Raw genomic sequence first — 24,804 nt, forward strand, 5'->3', positions numbered from 1 at the left:
CTCCCCCCGTAGCGTTGAGGGCATGACGACGAACGAGAACAGCAACAGCGGCTCCGACTACTGCCCCGAGCACACCCCGCGCCTGGCCTGGGCGCAGCACGCTCCCGACGTCTACAAGGCGATGGCCCGGCTGGACGCCGCCGCCCGCAGGGGCATCGACCCGGTGATCGCCGAGCTGGTGAAGATCCGCGCCTCGCAGATCAACCACTGCGCGTTCTGCCTGGACATGCACACCAAGGACGCGCTCGCGGCGGGCGAGTCGCTGGAGCGGATCGTCCAGCTCAGCGCCTGGGAGGAGTCGCAGCACTTCTACACGCCGAAGGAGATCGCCGCGATCGAGCTGACCGAGGCGGTGACCGTGCTGACCGACGGCTTCGTGCCGGACGAGGTGTACGCGCGGGCCGCGAAGCACTTCGGCGAGGAGGAGCTGGCCCACCTCATCGGCGCGATCATCACGATCAACGCCTGGAACCGGTTCGCCGTGACCACCCGCATGGTGCCGGGCCACTACACGCCCGGCGACCACGGCTGAGCGGCCCGATGACCGCGTCGGGCCTGCGGGCCCTGCACCACGGCCGCGCCCCCGGCGACCCGCTGGTCCTCCCCGGCCCGTGGGACGCCGCGAGCGCCCGTGCCTTCGCGGACGCCGGCTTCCCCGCGCTCGCCCTGCCGAGCGCGGGGGTCGCCGCGTCCCTGGGTTACGAGGACGGGTCGACGCCCGCCGACGAGATGTTCGCGGCGGTGGCGCGGATCGCCCGGGCCGTCTCCGTACCGGTCTCCGCCGATATCGAGGCCGGGTACGGGCTGCCGCCCGGCGAGCTGGTGGAGCGGCTGCTCGCGGCCGGGGCCGTCGGCTGCAACCTGGAGGACACGGTGGACGGGGTCCTGCTGGACGCCGGACGGCAGGCGGACCGGCTGGCCGCGGTGCGGGCGGCGGCCGGGGACGCGTTGTTCGTGAACGCCCGGATCGACACGTACGTCACGGGTGTCCCGGACGGGGTGGACCCGGCGGCGGAGACCCTGCGCCGGGCGCGGCTGTACGCGGCGGCGGGCGCGGACTGCCTGTACCCGATCGCGGCCCCCGCCGAAGTGTTCGGCCCGCTGGCCGGCGCCCTGCCGGGGCTGCCGCTGAACGCACTGGCCCGGCCGGACGGGCCGGGGCCGCGCCGCCTCGGTGAGCTGGGGGCGACCCGGATCACCTTCGGGCCGGGGCTCCAGCGCCGGGCCATGGCGGCGGTGCGGGAGATCGCGGCCGGGCTCTGACCCCGTAACAAACACCACGCCCCCGGCAGCGCTGCGGCTGCCGGGGGCGTGTGCGTACCCCTGAGGGGCGGTGTCTCAGATGAGGCCGAGCTCGCGGACCGCGTCGCGCTCCTCGGTGAGCTCCTTCACCGAGGCGTCGATGCGCGCACGGGAGAACTCGTTGATGTCCAGGCCCTGGACGATCTCGTACTTTCCGTCCTTCGTGGTGACCGGGAAGGACGAGATGATGCCCTCGGGCACGCCGTAGGAGCCGTCCGACGGGATGCCCATCGAGGTCCAGTCGCCCTCGGCGGTGCCGTTGACCCAGGTGTACACGTGGTCGATGGCGGCGTTGGCGGCGGAGGCGGCGGAGGACGCGCCACGGGCCTCGATGATCGCGGCGCCGCGCTTGGCGACGGTCGGGATGAAGGTGTCGGCGAGCCACGCCTCGTCGTTGACGAGCTCGGCGGCGTTCTTGCCGGCGACCTCGGCGTGGAAGATGTCCGGGTACTGGGTGGCCGAGTGGTTGCCCCAGATCGTCAGCTTCTTGATGTCGGAGACGGCGGCGCCGGTCTTGGCGGCCAGCTGCGAGATCGCGCGGTTGTGGTCCAGGCGGGTCATCGCGGTGAAGCGCTCGGCCGGGACGTCCGGGGCGGCGGCCTGCGCGATGAGCGCGTTGGTGTTGGCCGGGTTGCCGACGACGAGGACCTTGATGTCGTCCGCGGCGTTGTCGTTGATCGCCTTGCCCTGCGGCTTGAAGATGCCGCCGTTGGCGGAGAGCAGGTCGCCGCGCTCCATGCCCTTGGTGCGGGGGCGGGCGCCGACGAGCAGGGCGACGTTCGCACCGGCGAAGCCGACGTTGGCGTCGTCGGTGATCTCGATGTTGCGCAGCAGCGGGAAGGCGCAGTCGTCGAGCTCCATCGCGGTGCCCTCGGCGGCCTTCAGCCCCTGGGGGATCTCCAGGAGACGCAGGTTGACCGGCACGTCCGGGCCGAGCAGGTGGCCGGAGGCGATGCGGAAGAGCAGCGCGTAGCCGATCTGGCCGGCTGCGCCGGTCACGGTGACATTCACGGGAGTGCGGGTCATGGCGATCTCCGTTAGACAGCTGGCGGTCCGGGCTCCTGGCCCCTGGTGCGGGACATCTCCCTGAATCTTGATGTGAAGAGATATCCGTCGGCCAGGCTATCCGACCCGGAACCCCGCGGCCGCCCGGCCCCCGTTGCCTGCCGATGTTGCCTGTCGATCACACCGTGGCGGAATGGTCACTTCCGTGCCACAGGGGCAAGCCATCCCTTGAACGGGTGAGGGCCGTCAACAAGGCTGGACGCAGGACGGGGCAAGGCCGCTCAACCGCCGCTTCGGGAGCTTCGCGCTCCGAGGTTGCCCCCGACTCCGGTGTCCGTCCCTTCTCGGGGGAGGGGACGGCCACCGGTTCTTCCGCTCATCGGAGCGCGGGTCAGCGGACCGTGAAGTGGACCGCGTCCTCCAGGAACGGGATGTCGAGCCACGGCCCCGGCTGCGCGACCAGCGCGAGCAGCACGATGAGGACGCCGAGCAGGCCGTACGTCACCAGATCCGTGAAGCGGGACCGCACCGCGAGCATGCCCACCGACCGGACGGTCACGCGCAGGACCGCGCCCAGGACGAGGCCGACGCCGATCAGTATCGTGCCGACGCGGAAGGCCTCGTCGAAGGGATCGGCCGCCACGATCAGCAGTCCGACCCCGGCCGTGCAGAGGACCGCGAGCAGCGGCCACTGCCGGGCCGGGGCGGGCGCGTCCCCGCCGGCCGCCCGGCCGCCGCCCTCGGGCCGCGCGGTGTCCCGGGTCAGCGAGAACCGCCGGGCCCGCCGGGTGGCCGCGGGAGCCGCCGCCTCCGTGGAGCCGGTGTCCGGACTCGTACCAGCGTCCACGGGTCAGCCGGCGGAGACGGCCGCGGCGTCGCGCTCGGCGGCCTCGACCACGTTGACGAGCAGCTGGGCGCGGGTCATCGGGCCGACACCGCCCGGGTTCGGCGAGATCCAGGCGGCGACCTCGGCCACACCGGGGTGGACGTCGCCGACGATCTTGCCGTTCTCGTCGCGGCTGACGCCGACGTCCAGGACGGCGGCGCCCGGCTTCACGTGCTCGGGCTTGATGATGTGCGGCACACCCGCGGCGGCGACGATGATGTCGGCCTGCTTCAGGTGGGCGCCCAGGTCCCGGGTGCCGGTGTGGCACTGGGTCACCGTGGCGTTCTCCGACTTGCGGGTGAGCAGCAGCGGGATGGACCGCCCGATGGTGACACCGCGTCCGACGACCACGACGTGGGCGCCGTTGATCTCGACGCCGTGGTGGCGCAGGAGCTGGACGACGCCCTGCGGGGTGCAGGGCAGCGGGCCGGTCTCGTTGAGCACCAGGCGGCCGAGGTTCATCGGGTGCAGGCCGTCCGCGTCCTTGGCCGGATCCATCAGTTCCAGGACGCGGTTGGTGTCGATTCCCTTGGGGAGGGGAAGCTGCACGATGTAGCCCGTGCAGGCGGGGTCGGCGTTGAGCTCGCGGACGACGGCCTCGATCTCCTCCTGCGTGGCGGTGTCGGGCAGTTCGCGCTGGATGGAGCCGATGCCGACCTGCGCGCAGTCCTTGTGCTTGCCGTTCACGTACCACCTGCTGCCCGGGTCGTCCCCGACCAGCAGGGTTCCCAGGCCGGGCGTGACGCCCCGGGCCTTGAGGGCCGCCACGCGGGCGGTCAGATCGGACTTGATCGCGGCTGCGGTGGCCTTGCCATCGAGAATCTGGGCAGTCATGGTCCCCATACTCCCGGATGACCCCGCCCTCGGACCAATCAGGTACCAGGCGTGGACGCGAGGTTGCACTTGGACAACTTCTTGGACAGCGGCTGGACAAACGTACTAACCGCTTATAACGATGAAGGCCGCTGTGCCGCAGCAGTGACCGGGGGGCTGGACCGCTGACGTTTTCTCTCTCCTCCGTGCGGCCGCACCGTCCCCGTACGTCTGTTGGAGGAACGCCCATGAGCTTCGGCGACCCGAACCCGAACAACCCCTACGGGCAGCAGCCCGGCCAGCCGCAGCAGCCGGGCTACGGCTACCCGCAGGCCCCGCAGGGGGTGCCGCAGCAGGGCTACGGCTACCCGACGGCCCCGCCGGTGCCCGGCGGCGACTACGGCCAGCAGCCCGGTTACGGTGCCCGCCCGCCGCTGTCCGGCTGGTGGCGGCGCGTCGGCGCGATCGTGATCGACAGCTTCGTCATCGCCATCCCCTACGGCGTGATCGTGGGCATCGGCGCGGGTGTCGGCGGCGGCGCGGGCAGCGGCATCGCGGCGCTCGGCATCCTCGTAGGCATCGGCCTCGGCCTCTTCAAGCTGTACAAGGAGGGCACGACGGGCCAGTTCGTCGGCAAGAAGGCCCTCGGCATCAGCCTGCTGCGCGAGGCCGACGGCCGGCCGCTCGGCTTCGGCATGGCCTTCGTCCGCAACATCGCCCACTTCCTGGACAGCATCGCCTGCTACATCGGCTGGCTGTGGCCGCTCTGGGACGACAAGAACCAGACGTTCGCGGACAAGGTCTGCTCCAGCGTCGTGGTGCGCGTCGGCTGACCGCTCCTCGGACAGGCCCGAGGGCCGTAACCGCACGCGCATCGCGTGGGGTTACGGCCCTCGGTCGTACGGGGACGAGCCGGCTCAGTGGAAGAAGTGCCGGGTGCCCGTGAGGTACATCGTCACGCCGGCCTTCTTCGCGGCCTCGACCACCAGCTCGTCGCGGACCGAACCGCCCGGCTGGACCACGGCCTTGACGCCCGCGGCGGTCAGGATCTCCAGCCCGTCCGGGAAGGGGAAGAAGGCGTCGGACGCCGCGTAGGAACCGGCGGCCCGCTCCTCGCCCGCGCGCTCGACGGCCAGCTTCGCGGAGTCGACCCGGTTGACCTGGCCCATGCCGACGCCGACCGAGGCGCCGCCCTTGGCGAGCAGGATGGCGTTGGACTTGACGGCCCGGCACGCCTTCCACGCGAAGGCGAGCTCCTTCAGCTCGTCGGCGGAGAGCGCGTCGCCCGTGGCGAGCGTCCAGTTGGCCGGGTCGTCGCCCTCGGCCTGGAGGCGGTCGGTGACCTGGAGCAGCGCGCCGCCGTCGATCTGCTTGACCTCGACCTCGGCGGACGGGGCCTCGGGGGCGCGCAGCACGCGGATGTTCTTCTTGCGCGCCAGGACCTCGACCGCGCCGTCCTCGTACGCCGGGGCGACGATGACCTCGGTGAAGATCTCCGCGACCTGCTCGGCCATGGCGACGGTCACCGGGCGGTTGACGGCGATGACACCGCCGTACGCCGACAGCGGGTCGCAGGCGTGCGCGTTGCGGTGCGCCTCGGCGATGTCGTCGGCGATGGCGATCCCGCACGGGTTGGCGTGCTTGATGATCGCGACGCACGGCTCGGCGTGGTCGTACGCGGCGCGCCGGGCGGCGTCGGTGTCCGTGTAGTTGTTGTAGGACATCGCCTTGCCGTGCAGCTGCTCGGCGCCGGCCAGGCCGCCGGTGCCCGAGGTGTAGAGCGCGGCGGGCTGGTGCGGGTTCTCGCCGTAGCGCAGGACGTCCTGGCGCTCGTACGTCGTACCGAAGAAGTCCGGGAAGCCGGAGTCGTCCGCGGCGGCGTAGTCGGCGGCGAACCAGCCGGCGACGGCCACGTCGTAGGCGGCGGTGTGCTGGAACGCCTCGGCGGCGAGCCGCTTGCGGGCGGTCAGGTCGAAGCCGCCCGCCTCGACCGCGGCGAGCACGTCGGCGTAACGCTCCGGGCTGGTGACGACGGCCACGGAGGGGTGGTTCTTGGCGGCGGCGCGGACCATCGACGGGCCGCCGATGTCGATCTGCTCGACGCACTCGTCGTCGGACGCGCCGGAGGCGACGGTCTCCTTGAACGGGTACAGGTTGACGACGACCAGGTCGAACGGCTCGACGCCCAGCTCGGCCAGCTGCTCGCGGTGCGCGTCGAGGCGCAGGTCGGCGAGGATGCCGGCGTGGACGCGGGGGTGCAGCGTCTTGACGCGGCCGTCGAGGCACTCGGGGAAGCCGGTCAGCTCCTCGACCTTGGTGACCGGGACACCGGCGGCGGCGATCTTTCCGGCGGTGGAGCCGGTGGAGACCAGCTCGACACCCGCCTCGTGCAGGCCGCGGGCGAGGTCTTCGAGGCCCGTCTTGTCGTAGACGCTGACCAGGGCGCGGCGGATGGGCTTATTCTCCGACATGACCGAGATGAACCTTTCGTCCCTCAATGCGATAGCCGTCACGGGCGAGCCGCCCCACGGCCTCGACGAGCAGCTTGCGCTCGACTTCCTTGATGCGTTCATGGAGGGCCGCTTCGCCCTCCGGGGTGTCCTCTTCGGTCACCTCGACCACGCCCTGCGCGATGATCGGACCGGTGTCGACGCCGTCGTCGACGAAGTGGACGGTGCACCCGGTGACCTTCACGCCGTACGCGAGCGCGTCACGCACGCCGTGGGCACCGGGAAAGCTGGGGAGCAGGGCGGGGTGGGTGTTGATGAACCGGCCGCCGAACCGGGCCAGGAACTCCTTGCCCACGATCTTCATGAACCCGGCGGACACCACGAGGTCCGGCCGGTGCGCGGCGGTCGCCTCGGCGAGCGCGGCGTCCCACTCCTCGCGGGTGGCGTGGTCCTTGACGCGGCACGTGAAGGTGGGGAGCCCGGCGCGCTCGGCCCGTTCCAGGCCGGCGATGCCGTCGCGGTCGGCGCCGACCGCGACGATCCGGGCGCCGAAGCCCTCGGGATCGTCACCGATCACGTCGAGCAGCGCCTGGAGGTTCGTACCGGAACCGGAGACCAGGACGACCACACGGGCCGGGGCGGCGGAGGGAAGCGGGGAGGCCACGGCTGGGCCCTTTCTCGCGTGCGAGCGGTTCGAAGCGGCCGGCCCGCCACCACGGCACCGGGGCGGCGGCCTGCGATTTGTACGGTCGTACGAAAGAAGCGCGCTCCCCCATACGGGGAACTATACGAACGGGCCGACCGTCAGCAACGATACCGGCACCTCGCCGCACCCCTGTCTGACGGGGGTGACGGACCCCCGCGCTTCCCCGCTTTCGGCCCCTCCGCACCGGAAGGTAGCGTCAGGGGCAGCGAACCGTCCGCCGGGCGGAAACGACGAGATGGGGAAGACGTTCACCACATGCCGGACCGACGCCGCACCGCCTTCCGCCAGCCGCTGCCCGAGCGGGCCACCGTGCTGATGCGCGAGCGCTCCTCCTCGTCCTCGTCCGGCTCCTCCGGTTCCTCCGGTTCTTCGGGGAGCCCGAACGACGACAACCCCTTCGCGCCGCCGCCCGAGGGCCGGCCCGACCAGCCCTGGCAGCCGCGCCACCCGTCCGGCTCCCCGGACGGGTCGTCCAACGGGTCCGCGAACGGTGACGACCGGCCCGAGGGCGGACCGTCCGACGACCGGCCCGTGTGGGGCAGCCAGTGGAGCAGTCAGCAGCCCGGCCGCCAGAACGGCTCCTTCGGCGGGCGGCCCTCCGGCCCCGGCGGTACGGAGAGACCCCCGGCCGGTCCGCGCTGGGACCCGACCGACCCCATCCAGCGCCGCGCCCGCTATGCGCTGCTCTCCGGCATGTGGGCCTTCTTCTTCGCGATCTTCGACTTCTCGGAGATCGCCCTGCTGCTCGGCGCGCTCGCCACGTACTGGGCGGTCAGCGCGTTGCGCGCCAAGCCGAAGCCGCCGGTGGCGGGTGCCGCCGCGCCTGCTCGGACGGAGGGTGCCGGGGCGGACGGGACCGCTCCCGCGCCGGACACGCTCGCCGCGCAGCGCGGGGGCCGGCAGCAGACCACGGCCGCGGTGAGCGGTCTGGTGACGGGCGTGGTCGCGCTGGCGATCGTCGCGACGACGTTCACGGTGCAGATGGTCTACCGCGACTACTACACCTGTGTGAACGACGCCCTGACCAAGTCGGGCCAGCTGACCTGCAACGATCTACTCCCGAAGCCGCTGGAGCCCTTCTTCGGCGTCAAGCGCTAGCGGCCGGGGGGCCGGGGGGCGCGTCGGCCTCCCGCTCGGTCTCCCGGGCGTGCCAGGGGTCGGTGGGCAGGAAGTCGTACGCGTCGAGGTCGTCCTCGTCGTCGTCTGCGTCCTGGCTCTCGCCTTCGTCTTCGTCCTTCGCGTCCTGCGCGGGGAGGGGCGGCTCGGGGGCGGGGGGCTTGGGGGCGGGGGGCTTGGGGGCCTTGGCCGTGCTCACCGCGTGCGCCGTGGTTCCCGGCTCCGCCGGCTCCGCGTTCTCCTTCTTGCGTCCGCGCAGCCGCCAGGCCCGGAGCAGCAGGGCCGCGGGGACGCCGATGACCGTCGTCCACGCCAGCGCCGCCGCCCCGGTGAGCCACCACACCGGGCCGAAGTCCGCCAGGGCGTGGGTGCCGAGCGGTCCCCCGGCGGCCGCCGCCAACAGCGCCGCGCCGAGCCCGCAGCCGACCGCCCCCAGTGCGGTGGTGAGCGCCGTCTCCCCCATGCCCCACGCGTCCTCCCGTACGCCTTCGGCCGGCACGGCCCTCCGTACGGTGAACCAGGCCACCGTCAGCGCCGCCGCCACCGGGACCGCCCCGGCCGCCCAGTTCAGCGGCGCGCCCGGGCCGTGCGCGGGCATCGCGGCCAGCAGCGGGAAGTCGGGGACGGCCGGGGGCCCGGTGAAGGCCAGCGGGGCGACCGTCGACGCCGTGCCGAGGGCGAACCCGGGGCCGAGCCCGTACGCCGTGCCCCACACCGCCGCGTTCGGCACGAGCCCCAGCGCCAGCAGGAGGACGGCGATGCGGCCGCCCCAGTCGCCGGAGAGCCGGAGGAACGACTCCTGGACCGGTGCGCCGTGCCACACCAGGGCCGACGCGACGACCAGCGCGCCGCCGCCCAGCAGCACCGCGGTCCCGGCCAGCGCCGCCCGGCCCACCGCGTCGGCCCGCCGCAGGAACCGGCTGCGCGCCATCGCCTCGTGCAGCCGCACCGGCGCCCAGGAGGGCGGCGGGCCGAGCGGGCGCCCGCGGGCCGTCCACACCCCGGCCGCCGCCGCGCCCGCCACGACGAGGGCGCCGGGGAAGAGCAGGGAGAGCGGGCGCGCGGACAGGGACGCGCCGCGCGCGTAGAGGGCGACCGCCCCGCCGACCAGCAGGTATCCGCCCGTCACCAGGGCGAAAGCGGCCCCGGGCGACGGGGCGCCGCGCCCCTCCTCGGGCTCCAGCACGTCCCTGGCCGCCCGGTGCACGAGCCACACCGGCAGCACGGAGAGCAGCAGCGGGACGACGCCCATCGGTGCCGGGGCGCCGGTCAGCGTCTCGGTCCTGACCAGTTCGGCGCCGTGCGCGAGGAGCCAGAGGCCGGCCGCCGCGTGGAACGCCTCGCCGGGACCGCTGTCCGGGGCCGGTGAGCTGATCCAGAGCGCGGCGACGAGGACGGCGAGGGAGCCCAGGCCGAGCCCGGCCGCGACGGCCCCGCGCAGCACCGCCGAGACCAGTACGACGGGCCGTCCCCGTTCACCCTGCGACAACAAGGGGCTGCGTTCGGTCACTTGGGTCACGCGGTCATGCTGCCAACGACACGCGCTTATTTCGTGTAACGGGCGAACAGCCGGGGTGTCGATCAATATACGTTTATGTACTTTTTCACCCGGTGCAGGCCGTGCGGGCGGCCCTCATGACGCAGAGCACGTCCGAGAAGGCTGCCGCCCCTCCGCTGCCCTCGCCGAAGGAACGGCGCAGGCTGCGGGAGGCCCTGTCGCTGACGGAGGACCAGGTCGCGTCGGCCGTCGGCGTGACCCGGGCGACGGTGCGGGCCTGGGAGACCGGCCGCAGCAGCCCGCGCGGCCGCAAGCGCGAGGCGTACGCCCGGCTGATCGGGGTGGTCGTGGCCGCCCCGGCACCTCCGGCACCCCCTCCCCCTCCGGTTCCTGTCGAAGCCCCCGGGAGCGTAGCCATGGCCGCCACCGAACCGGACGAGACCGTCGAGGATGCCGAGGTTGTCGAGGCCGACACCGTAGAGGATGCCGAGGTTGTCGAGGCCGACACCGGCCACGCGGACGACGCGCCCGCTGCCGCGTTCGACGCGTTGTACCGGTACGCCGCAGCCGCCCTCTTCCAGCAGACCTATCTGCTGACCGGGCAGCGCGCCCTGTCCCGCGCGGCCGTGGCCAAGGCGTTCGAGCGGGCCTGGGAGCGGTGGCCGGAGGTCGCGGTGGACCGGGACCCGGTCGGCTGGGTGCGGGCCGCCGCGTACGAGTACGCGATGTCGCCGTGGCGCCGGCTGAACCGGGAGCACCGCCGCCTCGACCCGCCGCCCGAGGCACCGGCCTCGCGGGCGCTGCTCGACGCGCTCCTGGCGCTGCCCCCCTCGTACCGCCGCACGCTGGTGCTGCACGACGGGGTGGGTCTCGGGCTGCCGGAGACGGCGGCGGAGACCGAGGCAAGCACCCGGGCCGCTGCCGGGCGGCTGGTGACGGCGCGGGCGGCGGTCGCCGAGCGGCTGCCCGAGATCGCGGAGCCGGACGCACCGGACGGGCAGGCCGCGCTGATCCACGAGCACCTGGGCACCCTCGCCCGCAGCCGGCCCGTCGCCCCGCTGCCCGTGCCGGAGTTGATCCGTACCGGCAGCGAACGCAAGGCGCAGCTGTGGGCCCGGACGGCCGTCGCGTTCACCGTGCTGATCGTGGGGCTCACGCTGATCACGCTGGCGACGGCTCCCCGGCGGTACGAGACGCCCCCGGCGCCCGCCCAGCAGGTCGGCGGGGTGCCGCCGGTCGGGGGCCCGCAGAAGCTGACCCCGCAGGACGTCAAGCTGCGGAAGAAGCTCGGCGACGAGGTCTTCCACGGTCCGTCCCGGCTGGTGCCCGAGGCCGGCTGAACCGGTCGCGTACGACGACGCGGGCCCGTCCCCCGGGTGAGGGGGACGGGCCCGCGTCGTGCGTACGGTGACACCCTGCCGCGCGATCGCGGCGGCGGGGTCAGGCGCCGAGGATCTCGCGCGCCAGCTTGGCGGTCTCGGTCGGCGTCTTGCCGACCTTCACGCCGGCGGCCTCAAGGGCCTCCTTCTTCGCGGCGGCGGTGCCGGAGGAGCCGGAGACGATGGCGCCCGCGTGGCCCATGGTCTTGCCCTCGGGGGCGGTGAAGCCCGCGACGTAACCGACGACCGGCTTGGTGACGTTCTTCGCGATGAAGTCGGCCGCGCGCTCCTCGGCGTCGCCGCCGATCTCGCCGATCATGACGATCAGGTCGGTCTCGGGGTCCGCCTCGAACGCCGCGAGGGCGTCGATGTGCGTCGTGCCGATGACCGGGTCGCCACCGATGCCGACGGCGGACGAGAAGCCGATGTCACGGAGCTCGTACATCATCTGGTAGGTCAGCGTGCCGGACTTGGACACGAGACCGATGCGGCCGGGCTTGGTGATGTCGCCCGGGATGATGCCGGCGTTGGACTGGCCGGGGGTGATCAGGCCGGGGCAGTTCGGACCGATGATCCGGGTCTTGTTGCCCTTCGCGCCGGCGTACGCCCAGAAGGCGGCCGAGTCGTGGACGGCGATGCCCTCGGTGATCACGACGGCGAGCGGGATCTCGGCGTCGATCGCCTCGATGACGGCGGCCTTCGAGAAGGCCGGCGGCACGAAGAGGACGGACACGTCGGCGCCGGTCTTCTCCATCGCCTCGGCGACGGAGCCGAAGACGGGGACCTCGGTGCCGTCGAAGTCGACGGTCGTGCCGGCCTTGCGCGGGTTGACGCCGCCGACGATGTTGGTGCCGTCGGCGAGCATGAGCTTGGTGTGCTTCATGCCCGTGGCGCCGGTCATCCCCTGGACGATGACCTTGCTGTCCTTGGTGAGGAAGATAGCCATGGTGGTCTGAGTCCCTCTTCCTTACTTCGCAGCCGCGGCGAGCTCGGCGGCCTTGTCGGCCGCGCCGTCCATGGTGTCCACGCGCTGGACCAGCGGGTGGTTGGCGTCGGAGAGGATCTTGCGACCCAGCTCCGCGTTGTTGCCGTCGAGACGCACGACGAGGGGCTTGGTGACGGCCTCGCCCTTCGACTTGAGCAGCTCCAAGGCCTGGACGATGCCGTTGGCGACCTCGTCGCAGGCGGTGATGCCACCGAAGACGTTGACGAAGACGGACTTGACGTCCGGGTCGCCGAGGATGATCTCCAGGCCGTTCGCCATGACCTCGGCGGAGGCGCCGCCACCGATGTCGAGGAAGTTGGCGGGCTTCACGTTGCCGTGGTTCTCACCGGCGTACGCGACGACGTCCAGGGTCGACATGACCAGACCGGCGCCGTTGCCGATGATGCCGACCTCGCCGTCGAGCTTGACGTAGTTGAGGTTCTTGGCCTTGGCGGCGGCCTCAAGGGGGTTGGCCGCGGCCTTGTCCTCGAGCGCCTCGTGCTCCGGCTGGCGGAAGTCGGCGTTCTCGTCGAGCGAGACCTTGCCGTCCAGGGCCAGGATGCGGCCGTCCTTGGTCTTCACCAGCGGGTTGACCTCGACGAGGAGCGCGTCCTCGGCGACGAAGGTCTCCCACAGGGTGACCAGGGCCTCGGCGACACCCTCGGCCACGTCGGCCGGGAACTTCGCCTGGGCCACGATCTCGCGGGCCTTGGCGATGTCGACGCCGTCGACGGCGTTGACCGGGACCTTCGCGAGGGCCTCGGGGGTCTTCTCCGCGACCTCCTCGATGTCCATGCCACCCTGCACCGAGGCCATGGCCAGGAAGGTGCGGTTGGTGCGGTCGAGCAGGTACGAGACGTAGTACTCCGCCTCGATCTCCGGCGACAGCTCGGCGATCATCACCTTGTGGACCGTGTGGCCCTTGATGTCCATGCCGAGGATGTCGGTCGCACGGGCGACCGCCTCGTCGGCGTTCGCCGCCAGCTTGACGCCGCCGGCCTTGCCGCGGCCGCCGACCTTCACCTGCGCCTTGACGACCGACTTGCCGCCCAGCCGCTCGGTCGCCTCGCGGGCTGCCTCAGGCGTGTCGATGACTTCACCGGCCAGCACCGGTACACCGTGCTTGGCGAAGAGGTCCCTCGCCTGGTACTCGAACAGGTCCACGCGCGTCCGTCCCTTATCAATGGTCTCGCGGTTGGTTTTCTGCGTGGGCGTGCCGCGAGGGGCAACGTGACTGCGGTGTCACTAGGAAGGCGCACACGGTGACCGGATACGCGGCATGTCCATCTCGCAGGTTATCCCCGAGGCCGGTGTGACCCTAAATCGCAGATCACACCTGGGCGGTGATTACGGTCACAGAACCGCCCTGGTGGGGGCACGGGCGCCGGTCAGGAAGGCTCCTTGTCGGGTATCGGCAGAGGCCGCTTCTCGATCGCGGCGGCCATCACGTCGGGGAAGAGGTCCGGCGTACAGGCGAAGGCGGGAGCGCCCAGGGCGGACAGGGCGGCGGCGTGATCGCGGTCGTAGGCCGGGGCGCCCTCGTCGGACAGCGCGAGCAGGGTCACGAACTGCACCCCCGACGCCTTCATCGCGGCGACCCGCTTCAGCATCTCGTTGCGGATGCCGCCCTCGTACAGGTCGCTGATGAGCACGACGACGGTGTCGGCCGGGCGGGTGATCCGGGACTGGCAGTAGGCGAGGGCGCGGTTGATGTCGGTGCCGCCGCCGAGCTGGGTGCCGAACAGGACGTCGACGGGGTCGTCCAGCTGGTCGGTGAGGTCGACCACCGCCGTGTCGAAGACGACCAGCCGGGTCCGGAGCGAGCGCATCGAGGCGAGCACGGCGCCGAACACCGACGCGTAGACCACGGAGGCGGCCATCGAGCCCGACTGGTCGATGCAGAGGATGACGTCCTTCTTCACGGACTGGGCGGCTCGGCCGTAGCCGATGAGCCGTTCGGGGACGATCGTGCCGGCGCCGTCCCGGCCGGGCAGCTCCAGGTAGTGCTTGAGGTTGGCCCGGATGGTGCGGTCCCAGTCGATGTCGTGGTGGCGGGGGCGGGTGACCTTCGCCGACCGGTCGAGCGCGCCCGTGAGGGTCGCCCGGGTGCGGGTGGTGAGCCGCTTCTCCAGCTGCTCGACCACCTTGCGGACCACGGCCCGGGCGGTCTCCTTCGTCGTCTCGGGCATGGCCTTGTTGAGCGAGAGCAGGGTGCCGACGAGGTGGACGTCGGCCTCGACGGCCTCCAGCATCTCCGGTTCGAGCAGGAGCGCGGAGAGGCCGAGGCGGTCGATCGCGTCACGCTGCATGACCTGGACGACGGAGCTGGGGAAGTACGTCCGGATGTCACCGAGCCAGCGGGCCACGGAGGGCGCGGAGGCGCCGAGCCCGGCGGAGCGGCCGCCCCCGCCCCGGCCGCCGGGGCGTCCGCCGCTCTCGTAGAGCGCGGTGAGCGCCTGGTCCATCGCGGCGTCGCGGCCGGTGAGCTTCCGGCCGGTGCCCTCCTCGCTGTCGGCGCCCAGCACCAGGCGCCAGCGGCGCAGCCGCTCGTCGTGGGCTGTGTCGTTGGTCGTCATGCCGTTTCCCCCAGGGGTGGGTCGTCGTGGTGGGCGGGGGCGCCGGGCGCCGGTGCCGCGGGGGCAGGGCTCGCGGCCTCGTCCAGGCCGAGGAGCAGGCGCAGGACCGGGACCACCGCGTCCGCGCGGGCGGCGTCCAGGACCGGCCCGAAGCCCGGTGCCGTGGCGCCCGCGCCCGCCGGGGAGCCGGCACCCGGGGCCCCGGCCGGGGCCGGGCCGCGCCGGACGAGGTCGCCCAGGGTGCGCCGGACGCCCCCTTCGTACGCGGAGAACGTGCGCCGCAGCAGGGGCAGCACGTCGGTGAACGTGTCGGCGGGGACTCCGGTGAGCCAGGCGTCGACCAGGGCGAGCAGCCGTTCGTCGTGGACGAGGAGCATGCCGCCGCCCGCCGCTCCGCCGACGAACCCCTCGATCCAGGCGGCGGCGTCGGCCGGCGGGGTGCCCGGGGAGAGGGCGAGGCCCATCAGCCGGGCGGCGGCCTCCTGGTCGAGGTGGCCGTCGTCCAGGAGCAGCCGGGCGGCCCGGCCCCGGATGACGCCCGCGACGGTGTCCCGGACGGTGAGCTTGTGCAGCACCGCGCGCCACCGTGTCCGCAGCCCGTCCGCGCTCGAAGGGACGGCGCCGGCGAGCAGCCCGATCGCGGTGTGGACGCCGTCCACCTGGCGGCGCAGCGCCTCGGCCCCGTCGGCGTCGAGCCCGGTGCAGGCGGGGGGCAGGCCGACGCAGATCCGCTCCGCGAGGCCGGCCGCGACCTCGCCGAGGGCGGTGGTGTCCGTGGCGCGGACGTCTCCGTAGCGCAGGGTGCGGGCCAGGGCCGGGAGGGCGTCCGCGAGGTGGCCGACGTCGGAGTCGAGCGCGGCGCGGTCGGCGAGGGCCCGCATCACGACCGGCAGGGCGTCCGGCAGATCGGCGAGCAGGCAGCGCTCGGCCAGCCCGGTGACCTCGGCGAGCGCGGTCGCGGCCAGGGCGTCGGACTCGGCGCGGGCGGTGGCGGCGGAGAGCACGGTGGTGCCCCAGACGCCCGCCTCCGCGACGCGCACGTACAGCTCGGGCTCCCAGCGCAGCCGCCAGCTCTCCCGGAAGGTGCCGGTGCTCCCCCGCCCCGTGGCCGGTTCGCCCCAGGCGATGCCGAGGAGGCGCAGCCGGTGCAGCAGGCGGCTGCGCGACGCGTCGGTGTCCTTGCGCAGGTCGAGCTCGATCTCCCGCTCGTCGGCCTCCGGCTTGAGCCGCAGGGTGCGCTGCTGCCGGGTCAGGTCGCGCTGGAGGGGGACGGCGGGGGCGGTGTCGGGGACCTCGCCGAGCGTGGTGCCGACGACGAGGCGGTCGTGGACGAGCGCGAGGGGCACGTCGGAGCCCTCGCACATGACGGCCCGGATCGCGTCGGTCGTCTCGCTGAGCCCGGCGAGCGGGCGGCCGCGCATCGCGGCGAGCGTCTGCGCGAGCCGGACGGCCTCGATGGCGTGGGCGGACGAGACGAACCGGTCCTCGTCGCGCAGGAGGCCGGCCACCTTCGTCATCCACCGCTCGATGGGGCGGTCCGGGGCGGCGAAGAGGTGCTCGTACCAGCCGGGCGACTCGATGCCCGCGCCGTATCCGCTGTGCCGGGCGAGCCTGCGGTGGGTCCAGGGCACCCAGGTCAGTTCGGCCTTGGCCTTGGGCAGGCCCTTGAGCAGGGCCCGGTCGGCGGTGAGGGTCGTACGCGTACGCAGGGCGGGGACGTGCCAGGCGCCGCAGACCACGGCGAAGTCGTCGCCGAACTCCTTCTTCGCCGTACGGATCTGGATGCGCATGTACGCCTCGCGCACCGCGTCCCTGGGATGCCCGCCGTCCCCGTACGCCTCGCGGAGCGCCGTCATCGCCTCGCCGAGCGCGGCGAACGCGGCGAGCGGTCCGGCCGCCTCGCCGCTGCCGGGGACGCGGTGCTCGACCACGTCCTCCCACCAGCGCTCGGGGTCGTCGTATCCGGCGGTCTCGGCGAGCACCCGGATCGGGTCGACGGGGACCGGCCGTTCGCCGGGCTCGTCCTCGGAGGCGTCGTCGTCGGCCTCCATCGCGAGCGAGTGCGCGGCGGGCAGGTCGATGAAGCGGACGGGGACGTCCCGGTCCAGGGCCCAGCGGATCGCGACCCACTCGGGGGAGAACTCGGCGAACGGCCAGAACGCCGCCCGGCCGGGGTCGTCCACCGCGTGGGCGAGCAGGGCGACCGGGGGCCGCATCTCCTCGTCGGCGGCGAGCGGCAGCAGCGCGTCGCCCTCGGGCGGGCCCTCGATGAGGACCGCGCGCGGGTCCGCCGTGTCGAGGGCGGCGCGGACGGCGCGGGCCGAGCCGGGGCCGTGGTGCCGCACCCCCAGCAGCAGCGGCCCCGCCGCACGGGTGCCGGTCATGCGGACGCCTCCCGGCAGGCGCGGTAGAAGTCCTTCCAGCCGTCCCGCTCGCGGACCACGGTCTCCAGGTACTCCTGCCAGATGACCCGGTCCGCCGCCGGGTCGCGGACGACGGCGCCGAGGATGCCGGCCGCGACGTCGCCGGGGCGGAGCACGCCGTCCCCGAAGTGGGCTGCGAGGGCGAGGCCGTTGGTGACGACGGAGATGGCCTCGGCCGTGGAGAGCGTCCCCGAGGGGGACTTGAGCTTGGTGCGGCCGTCGGTGGTGACGCCGTCGCGCAGTTCGCGGAAGACCGTGACGACGCGGCGGATCTCGGCGAGGCCGTCGGGCGCGGCCGGCAGGTCGAGGGAGCGGCCGACCTGGTCGACGCGGCGGGAGACGATCTCGACCTCCGCCTCCGGGGTCGCGGGCAGCGGCAGGACGACGGTGTTGAACCGGCGGCGCAGGGCGCTGGACAGCTCGTTGACGCCCCGGTCGCGGTCGTTGGCTGTCGCGATGACGTTGAACCCGCGCACTGCCTGGACCTCCTGGCCCAGCTCGGGCAGGGGCAGGGTCTTCTCGGAGAGGATCGTGATCAGCGAGTCCTGCACATCGGCGGGGATGCGGGTCAGTTCCTCGATACGGGCGGTCATCCCCTGGGACATGGCGCGCATCAGCGGACTGGGCACGAGCGCGTCGCGGCTGGGGCCGTGGGCGAGCAGCTGCGCGTAGTTCCACCCGTAGCGGACGGCTTCCTCCGGGGTGCCGGCCGTGCCCTGGACGAGCAGCGTCGAGTCACCGCTGACGGCGGCCGCCAGATGCTCGGACACCCAGGTCTTGGCGGTGCCGGGGACGCCGAGGAGCAGCAGCGCCCGGTCGGTGGCGAGCGTGGTGACGGCGACCTCGACGAGGCGGCGCGGGCCCACGTACTTGGGTGTGATGACGGTGCCGTCGGGCAGGGTGCCGCCGAGCAGATACGTCGCGACGGCCCAGGGCGACAGGCGCCAACGCTCGGGCCTGGGACGGTCGTCGGCGGCCGCGAGTGCCTTCAGCTCGTCGGCGAAGGCGTCCTCGGCATGCGGGCGCAGCGCCTCGGCTGAGCTTGTCTGGGTGGTTTCGGACACGGTCATGGATCCCCCTCCGGATCGGTCGCCAGGTCGGTCGGCCGGATGTGGTTCCACCGTGCACCATGGCACTGACAATCGACCTTTGCGCAGGTCAGGGCGATTGTCAGTGGGGCCGCCTAACGTCGTTGGCATGCTGCTGACTGACGGGGGAGAACCCTTGGCCGACGCTGCCTCGGCCGCGCGCTGGACGGTGGAGCAGGTGCTGGCTCTGGCTCCTGACGACGCCTCACGCAAGGCGGGGAACAAGCTCGGTGCGGCCGGCTCCTGGTCGGAGACCGGGTGCGAGGCGACGGGTGCGGTGTGGGGGCTGTGCAAGGGCAGTGGGAGCAAGCCGTACCGGACGGTGGTCGACACCACCGGCCCCGCGTACAAGTGCAGTTGCCCCAGCCGGAAGTTCCCGTGCAAGCACGCGCTGGGGCTGCTGCTGCTCCGCGCCGCCGACGAAGCGGCGGTGTCCGCCGGGTCGCCGCCGGACTGGGCGCGGGAGTGGCTGACCGGCCGCCGCGCCCGGGCGGAGGCGAAGGCGCGGCCAGCCGGGGGTGACGGTGCGGCGGGCCCGGCCGATCCGGAGGCCGCGCGCAAGCGGGCGGAGAAGCGCGCCGAGCGGATCGGGGGCGGTGCGCGGGAGTTGGAGCAGCGGCTGACCGATCTGCTGCGGGGTGGTCTGGCGGCGGCCGAGCAGGCGGGGTACGGGCTGTGGGAGGAGACGGCGGCCCGCATGGTCGACGCGCAGGCGCCCGGACTCGCGGGCCGGGTGCGGGAGCTGGGCGCCGTCCCGGCGTCCGGTCCCGGCTGGCCGGTGCGGCTCCTGGAGGAGTGCGCGCTGCTCCATCTGCTGGACTCGGCGTGGCTGGGCCGCGACCGGCTGCCGCCCGCGCTGGCGGCCACGGTCCGTACGCGGGTGGGGCTGCCGGCCTCCCCGGAGGGTCCGCCGGTCCGCGACCGCTGGCTGGTCCTCGCCCAGTACGACACCCCCGAGGGCAAGATCGTCACCCGTCGCATCTGGCTGTACGGGGCGGAATCGGGGCGCACCGCGCTGCTGCTGTCCTTCGGGGCGGCCGGCCGCTCCCCCGCCCAGGCCCTGCCCGTGGGCGTCACGATCGACGCCGAGCTGACGCCCCATCCGGGCTCCGGACAGCTCCGGGCCGAGCTGGGCGAACGCTTCGGACTGCCCGTGCCCGCCGTTACGCCCCCGCCGGGTGTCACGCTCTCCGAGGCGATCGCCGCGTACGGGCGGGCCCTGGGCGATGACCCGTGGGCGGAGTCCTGGCCGGTGACCCTGCGCGACGTCATACCGGTGCCGTCCCCGGACGGCTGGCAACTGGTGGACGCGGAGGGCCGCGAGGCCCTGCCCGTGACCCCCGCCGCGCTGAACCGCCCGTCGCTCTGGAAGCTCGTCGCGGTCTCGGGCGGCGCCCCGCTCACGGTCTTCGGCGAGTGCGGCCACCGGGGCTTCGACCCGCTGGCGGCGTGGCCCGCGGCCGGGACGGGTGCTCCCGTCGAGACCGTCACGCTCATCTGACCCCGTAGTCCGGCTCCCGAGGAGGGGCGATGTCCCGTACGACCACACCAGCCGCCACCCCGACCACCGCCGTGCCGGCGGCCTCCGCGCCGTGGGAGGAGCTGGTCACCTCGGCCCTGCTCGGCACGGACCGGCGGCCGCCCGAGGGCGCGTCCGGCGCCGGTCCGGACGGCACGGCCGCCGCGCTGCTGGACGCCGCCGCGCTGCACACCGTGCGGCGGAGGGCGGGGCTGCTGCCCGCCGCCGCGTCCCCGCGCCCCGCCGTGGCGCCCGACGACCCCCGGCCGCCGCTGCCGGAGGCGGCCCGTGGCCGGCTGGCCCAGCTCCTGGCGGACCGGGCGGCGGGCTCCGGCGGCAGGCGGGGCACGGCCCCGGACCTGACGGAGCTGATCCCGCAGTGGCTGGCCACCGCCAACGTGCACGGCTACCGGGCGCCGGACTCCGCGCTGCCCGCGCTGCTGGACGCGGCCCGGGCCCGCACCGATCTGCGCCCGCAGACCCTGGAGTTCGCCGGGCCGCGCGGCCTGTGGCTGGCCGGGCTGAACCCGGAGTGGAAGTTCGCGCTGCGCGGCGCGTCCGGCAGCGCGCTGCTGCCCTCGCCGGACGACGCGGAGGCGGTGCGACGGCTGTGGGAGGAGGGCCTGTTCGCGGAGCGGATCGCGTTGCTCGGGGCCGTACGGGCGCATGATCCGGAGGCGGCCCGCGCGCTGCTGGCCACCACGTGGAAGACGGAACGGGCCGAGGACCGGCTGATGTTCGTGGACTCGCTGCGCACCGGGCTGTCCGCCGCCGACGAGGAGTTCCTTGAGCAGGCGCTCGCGGACCGCAGCCGCAATGTCCGGGCGACGGCGGCCGAGTTGCTGTCCGCGCTGCCGGGGTCGGCGCTGGCCCGGCGGATGGCGGACCGGGCGCTGTCCTGCGTGAGCCCGGGGCTCACCGGCGACGCGCCGTTCGTCGCGGTGGAGGCGCCGCACGAGTGCGACGAGGCGATGCAGCGTGACGGGGTGGTGCCGCTCCCGCCGTCCGGCCGGGGCGAACGGTCTTGGTGGCTCGGCCAGTTGGTGGAGGCGACCCCGCTCTCCGTCTGGCCGGCGCGGTTCGGCGGGCGCGGCGCGGCGGAGATCGTGGGCCTGCCCGTGGCGGACGGCTGGGGCGAGGAGCTGCACGCGGCCTGGTGCCGGGCGGCGGTGCGGCAGCGCGATGCCGGGTGGGCGCGGGCGCTGCTGGGTCCGCCGTCGACGCCCCCGTCGAACGGCCCCGGTACGGCGTCGCTCGCCGAGCGGGCGAAGCTGCTGGCGGTGCTGCCTCCGGCGGAACGGGCCGTCTGGGTGGCGGATTTCGTCGCCGCGCACGGTTTGTCGGAGGCGTTCCAGCTGCTGGGGGTGTGCCCGGTCCCGTGGGCGCCGCCGCTCGGCCGGGCCGTGGTCGACGCGCTCGACATCGCGCGGGACGCGGGCAGCTATCCGTGGAGCTTCAGCGGTGTGATGGGCCTGGCCGAGCGCTGCCTGGACCCGGCCGAGGCGGCCCGCCTGGAGGTCCTGACCACGACCCCCGCCGAACCCGCGGACGCCTCCCCCGGCGCGAACGGCTACTGGACGGAGGCGTTCCAGCGCCTGGTCTCGACGCTCCGCCTCCGCGCCACGATGGACAGCGAGCTGTCCGGGGCCCCGATGCGGTGACCCCCGGGTCGCCCCGGGGCTCACTCGCGCGAGGCGGCACGCGTACCCGGCCGCCCCGGGCGCCCGCACCGGACCACAGCCCCGGACCCCGGCGCCTCGGGCGCCCGGGGCGCCCTACGCCGCCTGGCGGACGTTCGCGTTGACCCAGTCGACGATCGCCGTCGTCGTCGCGCCCGGGGTGAAGATCTCCGCGACGCCCTGGTCCTTCAGGGGGGCGATGTCGGCCTCCGGGATGATGCCGCCGCCGAAGACCTTGATGTCCGCCGCGTCGCGGTCCTTCAGGAGTTCGATCACCTTGGCGAAGAGCGTGTTGTGTGCGCCGGAGAGGATCGAGAGGCCGATCGCGTCGGCGTCCTCCTGGATCGCCGTGTCCACGATCTGCTCGGGCGTCTGGTGCAGGCCGGTGTAGATGACCTCCATACCCGCGTCGCGCAGCGCCCGCGCGATCACCTTCGCCCCGCGGTCATGGCCGTCGAGGCCCGGCTTGGCCACCACCACACGGATCGGACCGGTCACACCCATCACTGCCTCCACACGCGTCTCCCGTGCCTGAAGGGCCGGGGATGTGAACGAACGTTATCCACAGCATCCCGCAAGCCGCCGTTTCGCGGTGCGCCGGGAGGGGGAAATCACACATGGGACATTGTTCACGGGCGCCCACCCGGGCCCCGCGGCGGTTTTCGCCGTGCGGGGCCGGGCGCCCGGGGAGCCGCACCGGGTCGCCGTATCACCGCGCCGTCAGCCGCACGGCACGGTGGTACGGGCCTCCGTCCGCGCGGGCCGCCTCCGACACGGCGCTCCGCCCGGGCCTCCGCCGGCGCGGCGCCCGTCCGGAGCAGGAGGCCGACCATGAAGACCCCCAGCCTGCCGTTCCCCGCCCCGCCGACCGCACTGCTGAGAGCGACCGCCCTGGAGCTCTTCGTGCTCGCCGGGCACGCCCTGCTCTATCCGACCGGGATCGCCGGTGAACGCCACCCGGGCCGCACCCCGGCGGACGACGAAGGCTCCGAGCCAGCCGATCACCCGGACATCGCGCCCACCGACCGGCCACCCGTCGTCTTTCTTCACGGTTTCATCGACAACCGCTCCGTCTTCGTCCTGCTGCGCCGCTCCCTGGCCCGGCACGGCTGGCGCCATCTGGAGTCGCTCAACTACTCCCCGCTGACCAGCGACATCCGTACGGCCGCCGAACTGCTGGACCGGCACATCGAGGAGATCTGCGCCCGCACCGGACACCACCGGGTGGACATCGTGGGCCACAGCCTCGGCGGCCTCATCGCCCGCTATTACGTACAGCGGCTGGCCGGTGACCACCGGGTGCGCACCCTCGTCACGCTCGGCACGCCGCACTCCGGGACCGCCGTCGCCCCGCTGGCCGGGGCGCTGCCCATCGTGCGGCAGATGCGCCGGGGCTCGGCCCCCGTCGAGGAGTTGCGGCTGCCCGCGCCCGGCTGCCGGACCCGGTTCGTCAGCTTCTGGAGCGAACTCGACCGGGTGATCGTTCCCGCCGACGCGGCCTGCGTCGACCACCCGGACCTGGACGCGGTCAACGTACGCGTCACCGGCATCGGACACCTCGCGCTGCCGGTGCACCCGGCCGTGGCGGCGGCCGTGCGCCAGGCGCTGGACGAGGCGGAACCCGTCCAAGAGGCTCCCCGGAGCACGCCCGGGACCGCCCCCGGAACCACCCGCACGACCCCCGCCGCCTAAACCGAACAAACTTCGAACATAGAGCCAAGGCTCTGTGCGGGCGCCGTCGAAAGACGGCCGATTGCCCCTTTTCCCGCGCGCCCGGGCGCCGTCGAAGATTGTCGATGGCGGATACCGCCGGGTACAGTCGCCGCCAGTTCTCCCGGGGTACCCCACGCCCCCGGAACCTGGTTCTGCTGCCGAGGCGAGAGAGAAGTTGGTGAACGACCAGCACCCCCACGCCGGGTATGCCGGATACGACGGCTACTCCACAGGCAGCTTCGAGACGGGCAGCTTCGAGACGGACCCGCTCTTCGGTTCCCTCCCCGGCACCGGCACCGCCTACGCCGGCGCCCATGACGCCTCGTACGACACCTCGCAGGGCTACGGCATCCCGTATACCGGCGGTGAGACCGGATACGGCGGCGCGTACGACACCACCCAGTGGGACACGGGCGCGCACCACGCCTACCAGGCCCAGCAGCACCCGCAGTACGACACCACCCCGTACGACACCGGGCAGTACGACACCACCACCGCCTGGCCGCAGACGGACGGCTACGCCTCCGGCCAGTGGGACACCACCACCTGGACCGCCGCGGCGACCGCGTGGCCCTCGGCGGACGACACGGGGACGTACGACACCGGCGTGTACGACGCCACCGCCTGGAACACCGGCGCCACGCCCGGGCACGAAGAGCAAAATGTGCAAAGCCCGGCCGCCTCGAACGAAGCCGAACAGGCCGCCCCCTCGGAGCCGTACGAGACCTACGCGTCGTACAACGGGCACGACTCCTACGACTACGACCCGTACGAGCCCCACCGCCGCGCAGCCGACAACGACGAGCCGGACGAGCCCGCCGAGCCGCACCCCGATCTCGCCCCCGCCGAACCCCGCCGCGGCGGCCGCAGCCGCAGGCGTTCCCCCGCGAAGCGCTCCGCACTCCTCACCGTCGCCGTTCCCTCCGCCTGCGTGATGAGCGTGGCCGGAATCGCCGCCGCCTCCGTGAGCGGCATGGGCGGGGACGAGACGAAGAAGGACGCGACCACCACCATGGCCGCCGCCGACCCCGGCACGGTCAAGCCCGTCGCGGCCAACAACGAGCTGGACACCCAGCTCGCCAACCTCAGCGCCGACGCCGAGAACTTCGCGGACCGCGCCAGCCGCACCCAGGAACGCATCGACCTGAAGCAGCGGCAGGCGGCCGAGAAGAAGAAGCGCGAGGAGGAGGCCGCCCGCAAGGAGGCCCTGCGCCCCAAGTTCGTGATGCCGGTCAAGCAGCACGGGCTGAGCGCCTACTTCGGGCAGGCGGGCGTCAACTGGATGTCCGTGCACACGGGCATCGACTTCCCCGTCCAGTACGGCACCCCGGTGATGGCGGCGACCGACGGCACGGTCCGTACGCAGTACAACACCGCCTACGGCAACATGGCCATCGTGACCATGGCCGACGGCACGGAGACCTGGTACTGCCACCTCAGCAGCACCCGTATCCGCTCGGGCCCGGTCAAGGCCGGCGACGTCATCGCGTACTCCGGGAGCTCCGGGAACTCGACCGGCCCGCACATGCACTTCGAGGTGCGCCCGGGCGGCGGCGCGGCGATCGACCCGCTGCCGTGGCTGCGCAGCCACGGGATCAATCCGACCTGAGTCGTCGGGATATGCATCACGGCCGGGGCCTCGGGGGCTCCGGCCGTGACGCTTATC

The 24,804-nt window shown here is 73.5% G+C and carries 20 protein-coding genes and 1 pseudogene; 9 read left to right on the forward strand and 12 right to left on the reverse strand.

Annotated features, from left to right (window positions below):
* Positions 1–22: 22 nt before the first annotated feature.
* A complete protein-coding gene (locus tag ACIQZN_RS07385) occupies positions 23–532 on the forward strand; it encodes a carboxymuconolactone decarboxylase family protein (RefSeq protein WP_403989274.1) in 510 nt (169 codons plus the stop codon).
* Positions 533–540: 8 nt separating this feature from the next.
* Positions 541–1,263, forward strand: coding sequence for an isocitrate lyase/phosphoenolpyruvate mutase family protein (locus ACIQZN_RS07390; RefSeq protein WP_403989276.1), 723 nt, complete (start codon positions 541–543; stop codon positions 1,261–1,263).
* A gap of 75 nt (positions 1,264–1,338) precedes the next feature.
* On the opposite strand, the gene ACIQZN_RS07395 is transcribed toward ACIQZN_RS07390, so the two are convergent.
* The 3 genes and pseudogenes from ACIQZN_RS07395 to ACIQZN_RS07405 form a co-directional block, all read right to left on the reverse strand.
* On the reverse strand, positions 1,339–2,328 hold the full coding sequence (locus tag ACIQZN_RS07395) for a malate dehydrogenase (RefSeq protein ID WP_376456262.1): 990 nt from the start codon (positions 2,326–2,328) through the stop codon (positions 1,339–1,341).
* A gap of 370 nt (positions 2,329–2,698) precedes the next feature.
* A pseudogene (locus tag ACIQZN_RS07400) lies at positions 2,699–3,115 on the reverse strand (DUF3017 domain-containing protein); the annotation flags it as partial.
* Between the two features lie 42 nt (positions 3,116–3,157).
* Positions 3,158–4,027, reverse strand: coding sequence for a bifunctional methylenetetrahydrofolate dehydrogenase/methenyltetrahydrofolate cyclohydrolase (locus ACIQZN_RS07405; RefSeq protein ID WP_018101118.1), 870 nt, complete (start codon positions 4,025–4,027; stop codon positions 3,158–3,160).
* Between the two features lie 227 nt (positions 4,028–4,254).
* Between ACIQZN_RS07405 and ACIQZN_RS07410 the strand changes: the two genes are divergently transcribed.
* Positions 4,255–4,839 carry an RDD family protein gene (locus ACIQZN_RS07410; RefSeq protein ID WP_403989279.1) on the forward strand — a complete coding sequence of 195 codons (585 nt, stop codon included), beginning with the start codon at positions 4,255–4,257 and terminating at the stop codon, positions 4,837–4,839.
* A gap of 84 nt (positions 4,840–4,923) precedes the next feature.
* On the opposite strand, the gene purH is transcribed toward ACIQZN_RS07410, so the two are convergent.
* A complete protein-coding gene (gene purH, locus ACIQZN_RS07415; protein ID WP_403989281.1) occupies positions 4,924–6,477 on the reverse strand; it encodes a bifunctional phosphoribosylaminoimidazolecarboxamide formyltransferase/IMP cyclohydrolase in 1,554 nt (517 codons plus the stop codon).
* Entirely contained in the window at positions 6,464–7,120 is a 657-nt protein-coding gene (purN, locus tag ACIQZN_RS07420) for a phosphoribosylglycinamide formyltransferase (protein ID WP_161211252.1), read from the reverse strand. The genes purH and purN overlap by 14 nt, the downstream gene beginning before the upstream one ends.
* Before the next feature lie 297 nt (positions 7,121–7,417).
* On the opposite strand from purN, the gene ACIQZN_RS07425 reads away from it, so the two are divergent.
* A complete protein-coding gene (locus tag ACIQZN_RS07425; RefSeq protein ID WP_403989283.1) occupies positions 7,418–8,260 on the forward strand; it encodes a hypothetical protein in 843 nt (280 codons plus the stop codon).
* Here the strand turns inward: ACIQZN_RS07425 and ACIQZN_RS07430 are convergent.
* Positions 8,250–9,788 carry a DUF6350 family protein gene (locus ACIQZN_RS07430; protein ID WP_403989893.1) on the reverse strand — a complete coding sequence of 513 codons (1,539 nt, stop codon included), beginning with the start codon at positions 9,786–9,788 and terminating at the stop codon, positions 8,250–8,252. The two genes, ACIQZN_RS07425 and ACIQZN_RS07430, sit on opposite strands and share 11 nt — an antisense overlap.
* Before the next feature lie 125 nt (positions 9,789–9,913).
* On the opposite strand from ACIQZN_RS07430, the gene ACIQZN_RS07435 reads away from it, so the two are divergent.
* The gene (locus ACIQZN_RS07435; RefSeq protein WP_403989285.1) at positions 9,914–11,116 is read left to right on the forward strand and encodes a helix-turn-helix domain-containing protein; all 1,203 of its coding nucleotides are present in this window, start codon (positions 9,914–9,916) and stop codon (positions 11,114–11,116) included.
* Between the two features lie 100 nt (positions 11,117–11,216).
* Here ACIQZN_RS07435 and sucD read toward each other — a convergent pair whose 3' ends face one another.
* The 5 genes from sucD to ACIQZN_RS07460 form a co-directional block, all read right to left on the reverse strand.
* The gene (gene sucD, locus ACIQZN_RS07440) at positions 11,217–12,101 is read right to left on the reverse strand and encodes a succinate--CoA ligase subunit alpha (protein WP_403989287.1); all 885 of its coding nucleotides are present in this window, start codon (positions 12,099–12,101) and stop codon (positions 11,217–11,219) included.
* A 21-nt stretch (positions 12,102–12,122) separates the two neighbouring features.
* Complete coding sequence (gene sucC / locus ACIQZN_RS07445; RefSeq protein ID WP_073862690.1) at positions 12,123–13,304, reverse strand: ADP-forming succinate--CoA ligase subunit beta; 1,182 nt, start codon at positions 13,302–13,304, stop codon at positions 12,123–12,125.
* Positions 13,305–13,528: 224 nt separating this feature from the next.
* Complete coding sequence (locus tag ACIQZN_RS07450; protein ID WP_403989289.1) at positions 13,529–14,716, reverse strand: vWA domain-containing protein; 1,188 nt, start codon at positions 14,714–14,716, stop codon at positions 13,529–13,531.
* Positions 14,713–17,100 carry a DUF5682 family protein gene (locus ACIQZN_RS07455; protein WP_403989291.1) on the reverse strand — a complete coding sequence of 796 codons (2,388 nt, stop codon included), beginning with the start codon at positions 17,098–17,100 and terminating at the stop codon, positions 14,713–14,715. The genes ACIQZN_RS07450 and ACIQZN_RS07455 overlap by 4 nt, the downstream gene beginning before the upstream one ends.
* Positions 17,097–18,209: an AAA family ATPase gene (locus ACIQZN_RS07460; protein WP_403989293.1), complete on the reverse strand. Its 1,113-nt coding sequence runs from the start codon at positions 18,207–18,209 to the stop codon at positions 17,097–17,099. The genes ACIQZN_RS07455 and ACIQZN_RS07460 overlap by 4 nt, the downstream gene beginning before the upstream one ends.
* 127 nt (positions 18,210–18,336) lie before the next feature.
* On the opposite strand from ACIQZN_RS07460, the gene ACIQZN_RS07465 reads away from it, so the two are divergent.
* Together ACIQZN_RS07465 and ACIQZN_RS07470 are read left to right on the forward strand one after the other, a co-directional pair.
* On the forward strand, positions 18,337–19,728 hold the full coding sequence (locus ACIQZN_RS07465) for an SWIM zinc finger family protein (protein WP_403989295.1): 1,392 nt from the start codon (positions 18,337–18,339) through the stop codon (positions 19,726–19,728).
* Positions 19,729–19,757: 29 nt separating this feature from the next.
* On the forward strand, positions 19,758–21,407 hold the full coding sequence (locus ACIQZN_RS07470; RefSeq protein WP_403989297.1) for a DUF5691 domain-containing protein: 1,650 nt from the start codon (positions 19,758–19,760) through the stop codon (positions 21,405–21,407).
* Positions 21,408–21,521: 114 nt separating this feature from the next.
* Here the strand turns inward: ACIQZN_RS07470 and ACIQZN_RS07475 are convergent, their stop codons facing one another.
* Entirely contained in the window at positions 21,522–21,929 is a 408-nt protein-coding gene (locus ACIQZN_RS07475; protein WP_403989299.1) for a cobalamin B12-binding domain-containing protein, read from the reverse strand.
* 327 nt (positions 21,930–22,256) lie between these two features.
* Here ACIQZN_RS07475 and ACIQZN_RS07480 point away from each other — a divergent pair, with 327 nt between their 5' ends.
* Positions 22,257–23,117 carry an esterase/lipase family protein gene (locus tag ACIQZN_RS07480; protein WP_403989301.1) on the forward strand — a complete coding sequence of 287 codons (861 nt, stop codon included), beginning with the start codon at positions 22,257–22,259 and terminating at the stop codon, positions 23,115–23,117.
* A gap of 199 nt (positions 23,118–23,316) precedes the next feature.
* A complete protein-coding gene (locus tag ACIQZN_RS07485) occupies positions 23,317–24,747 on the forward strand; it encodes a M23 family metallopeptidase (protein WP_403989303.1) in 1,431 nt (476 codons plus the stop codon).
* Positions 24,748–24,804: the final 57 nt, after the last annotated feature.

The organism is Streptomyces sp. NPDC097595, assembly GCF_044761525.1.
Classification (GTDB): domain Bacteria; phylum Actinomycetota; class Actinomycetes; order Streptomycetales; family Streptomycetaceae; genus Streptomyces; species Streptomyces drozdowiczii_A.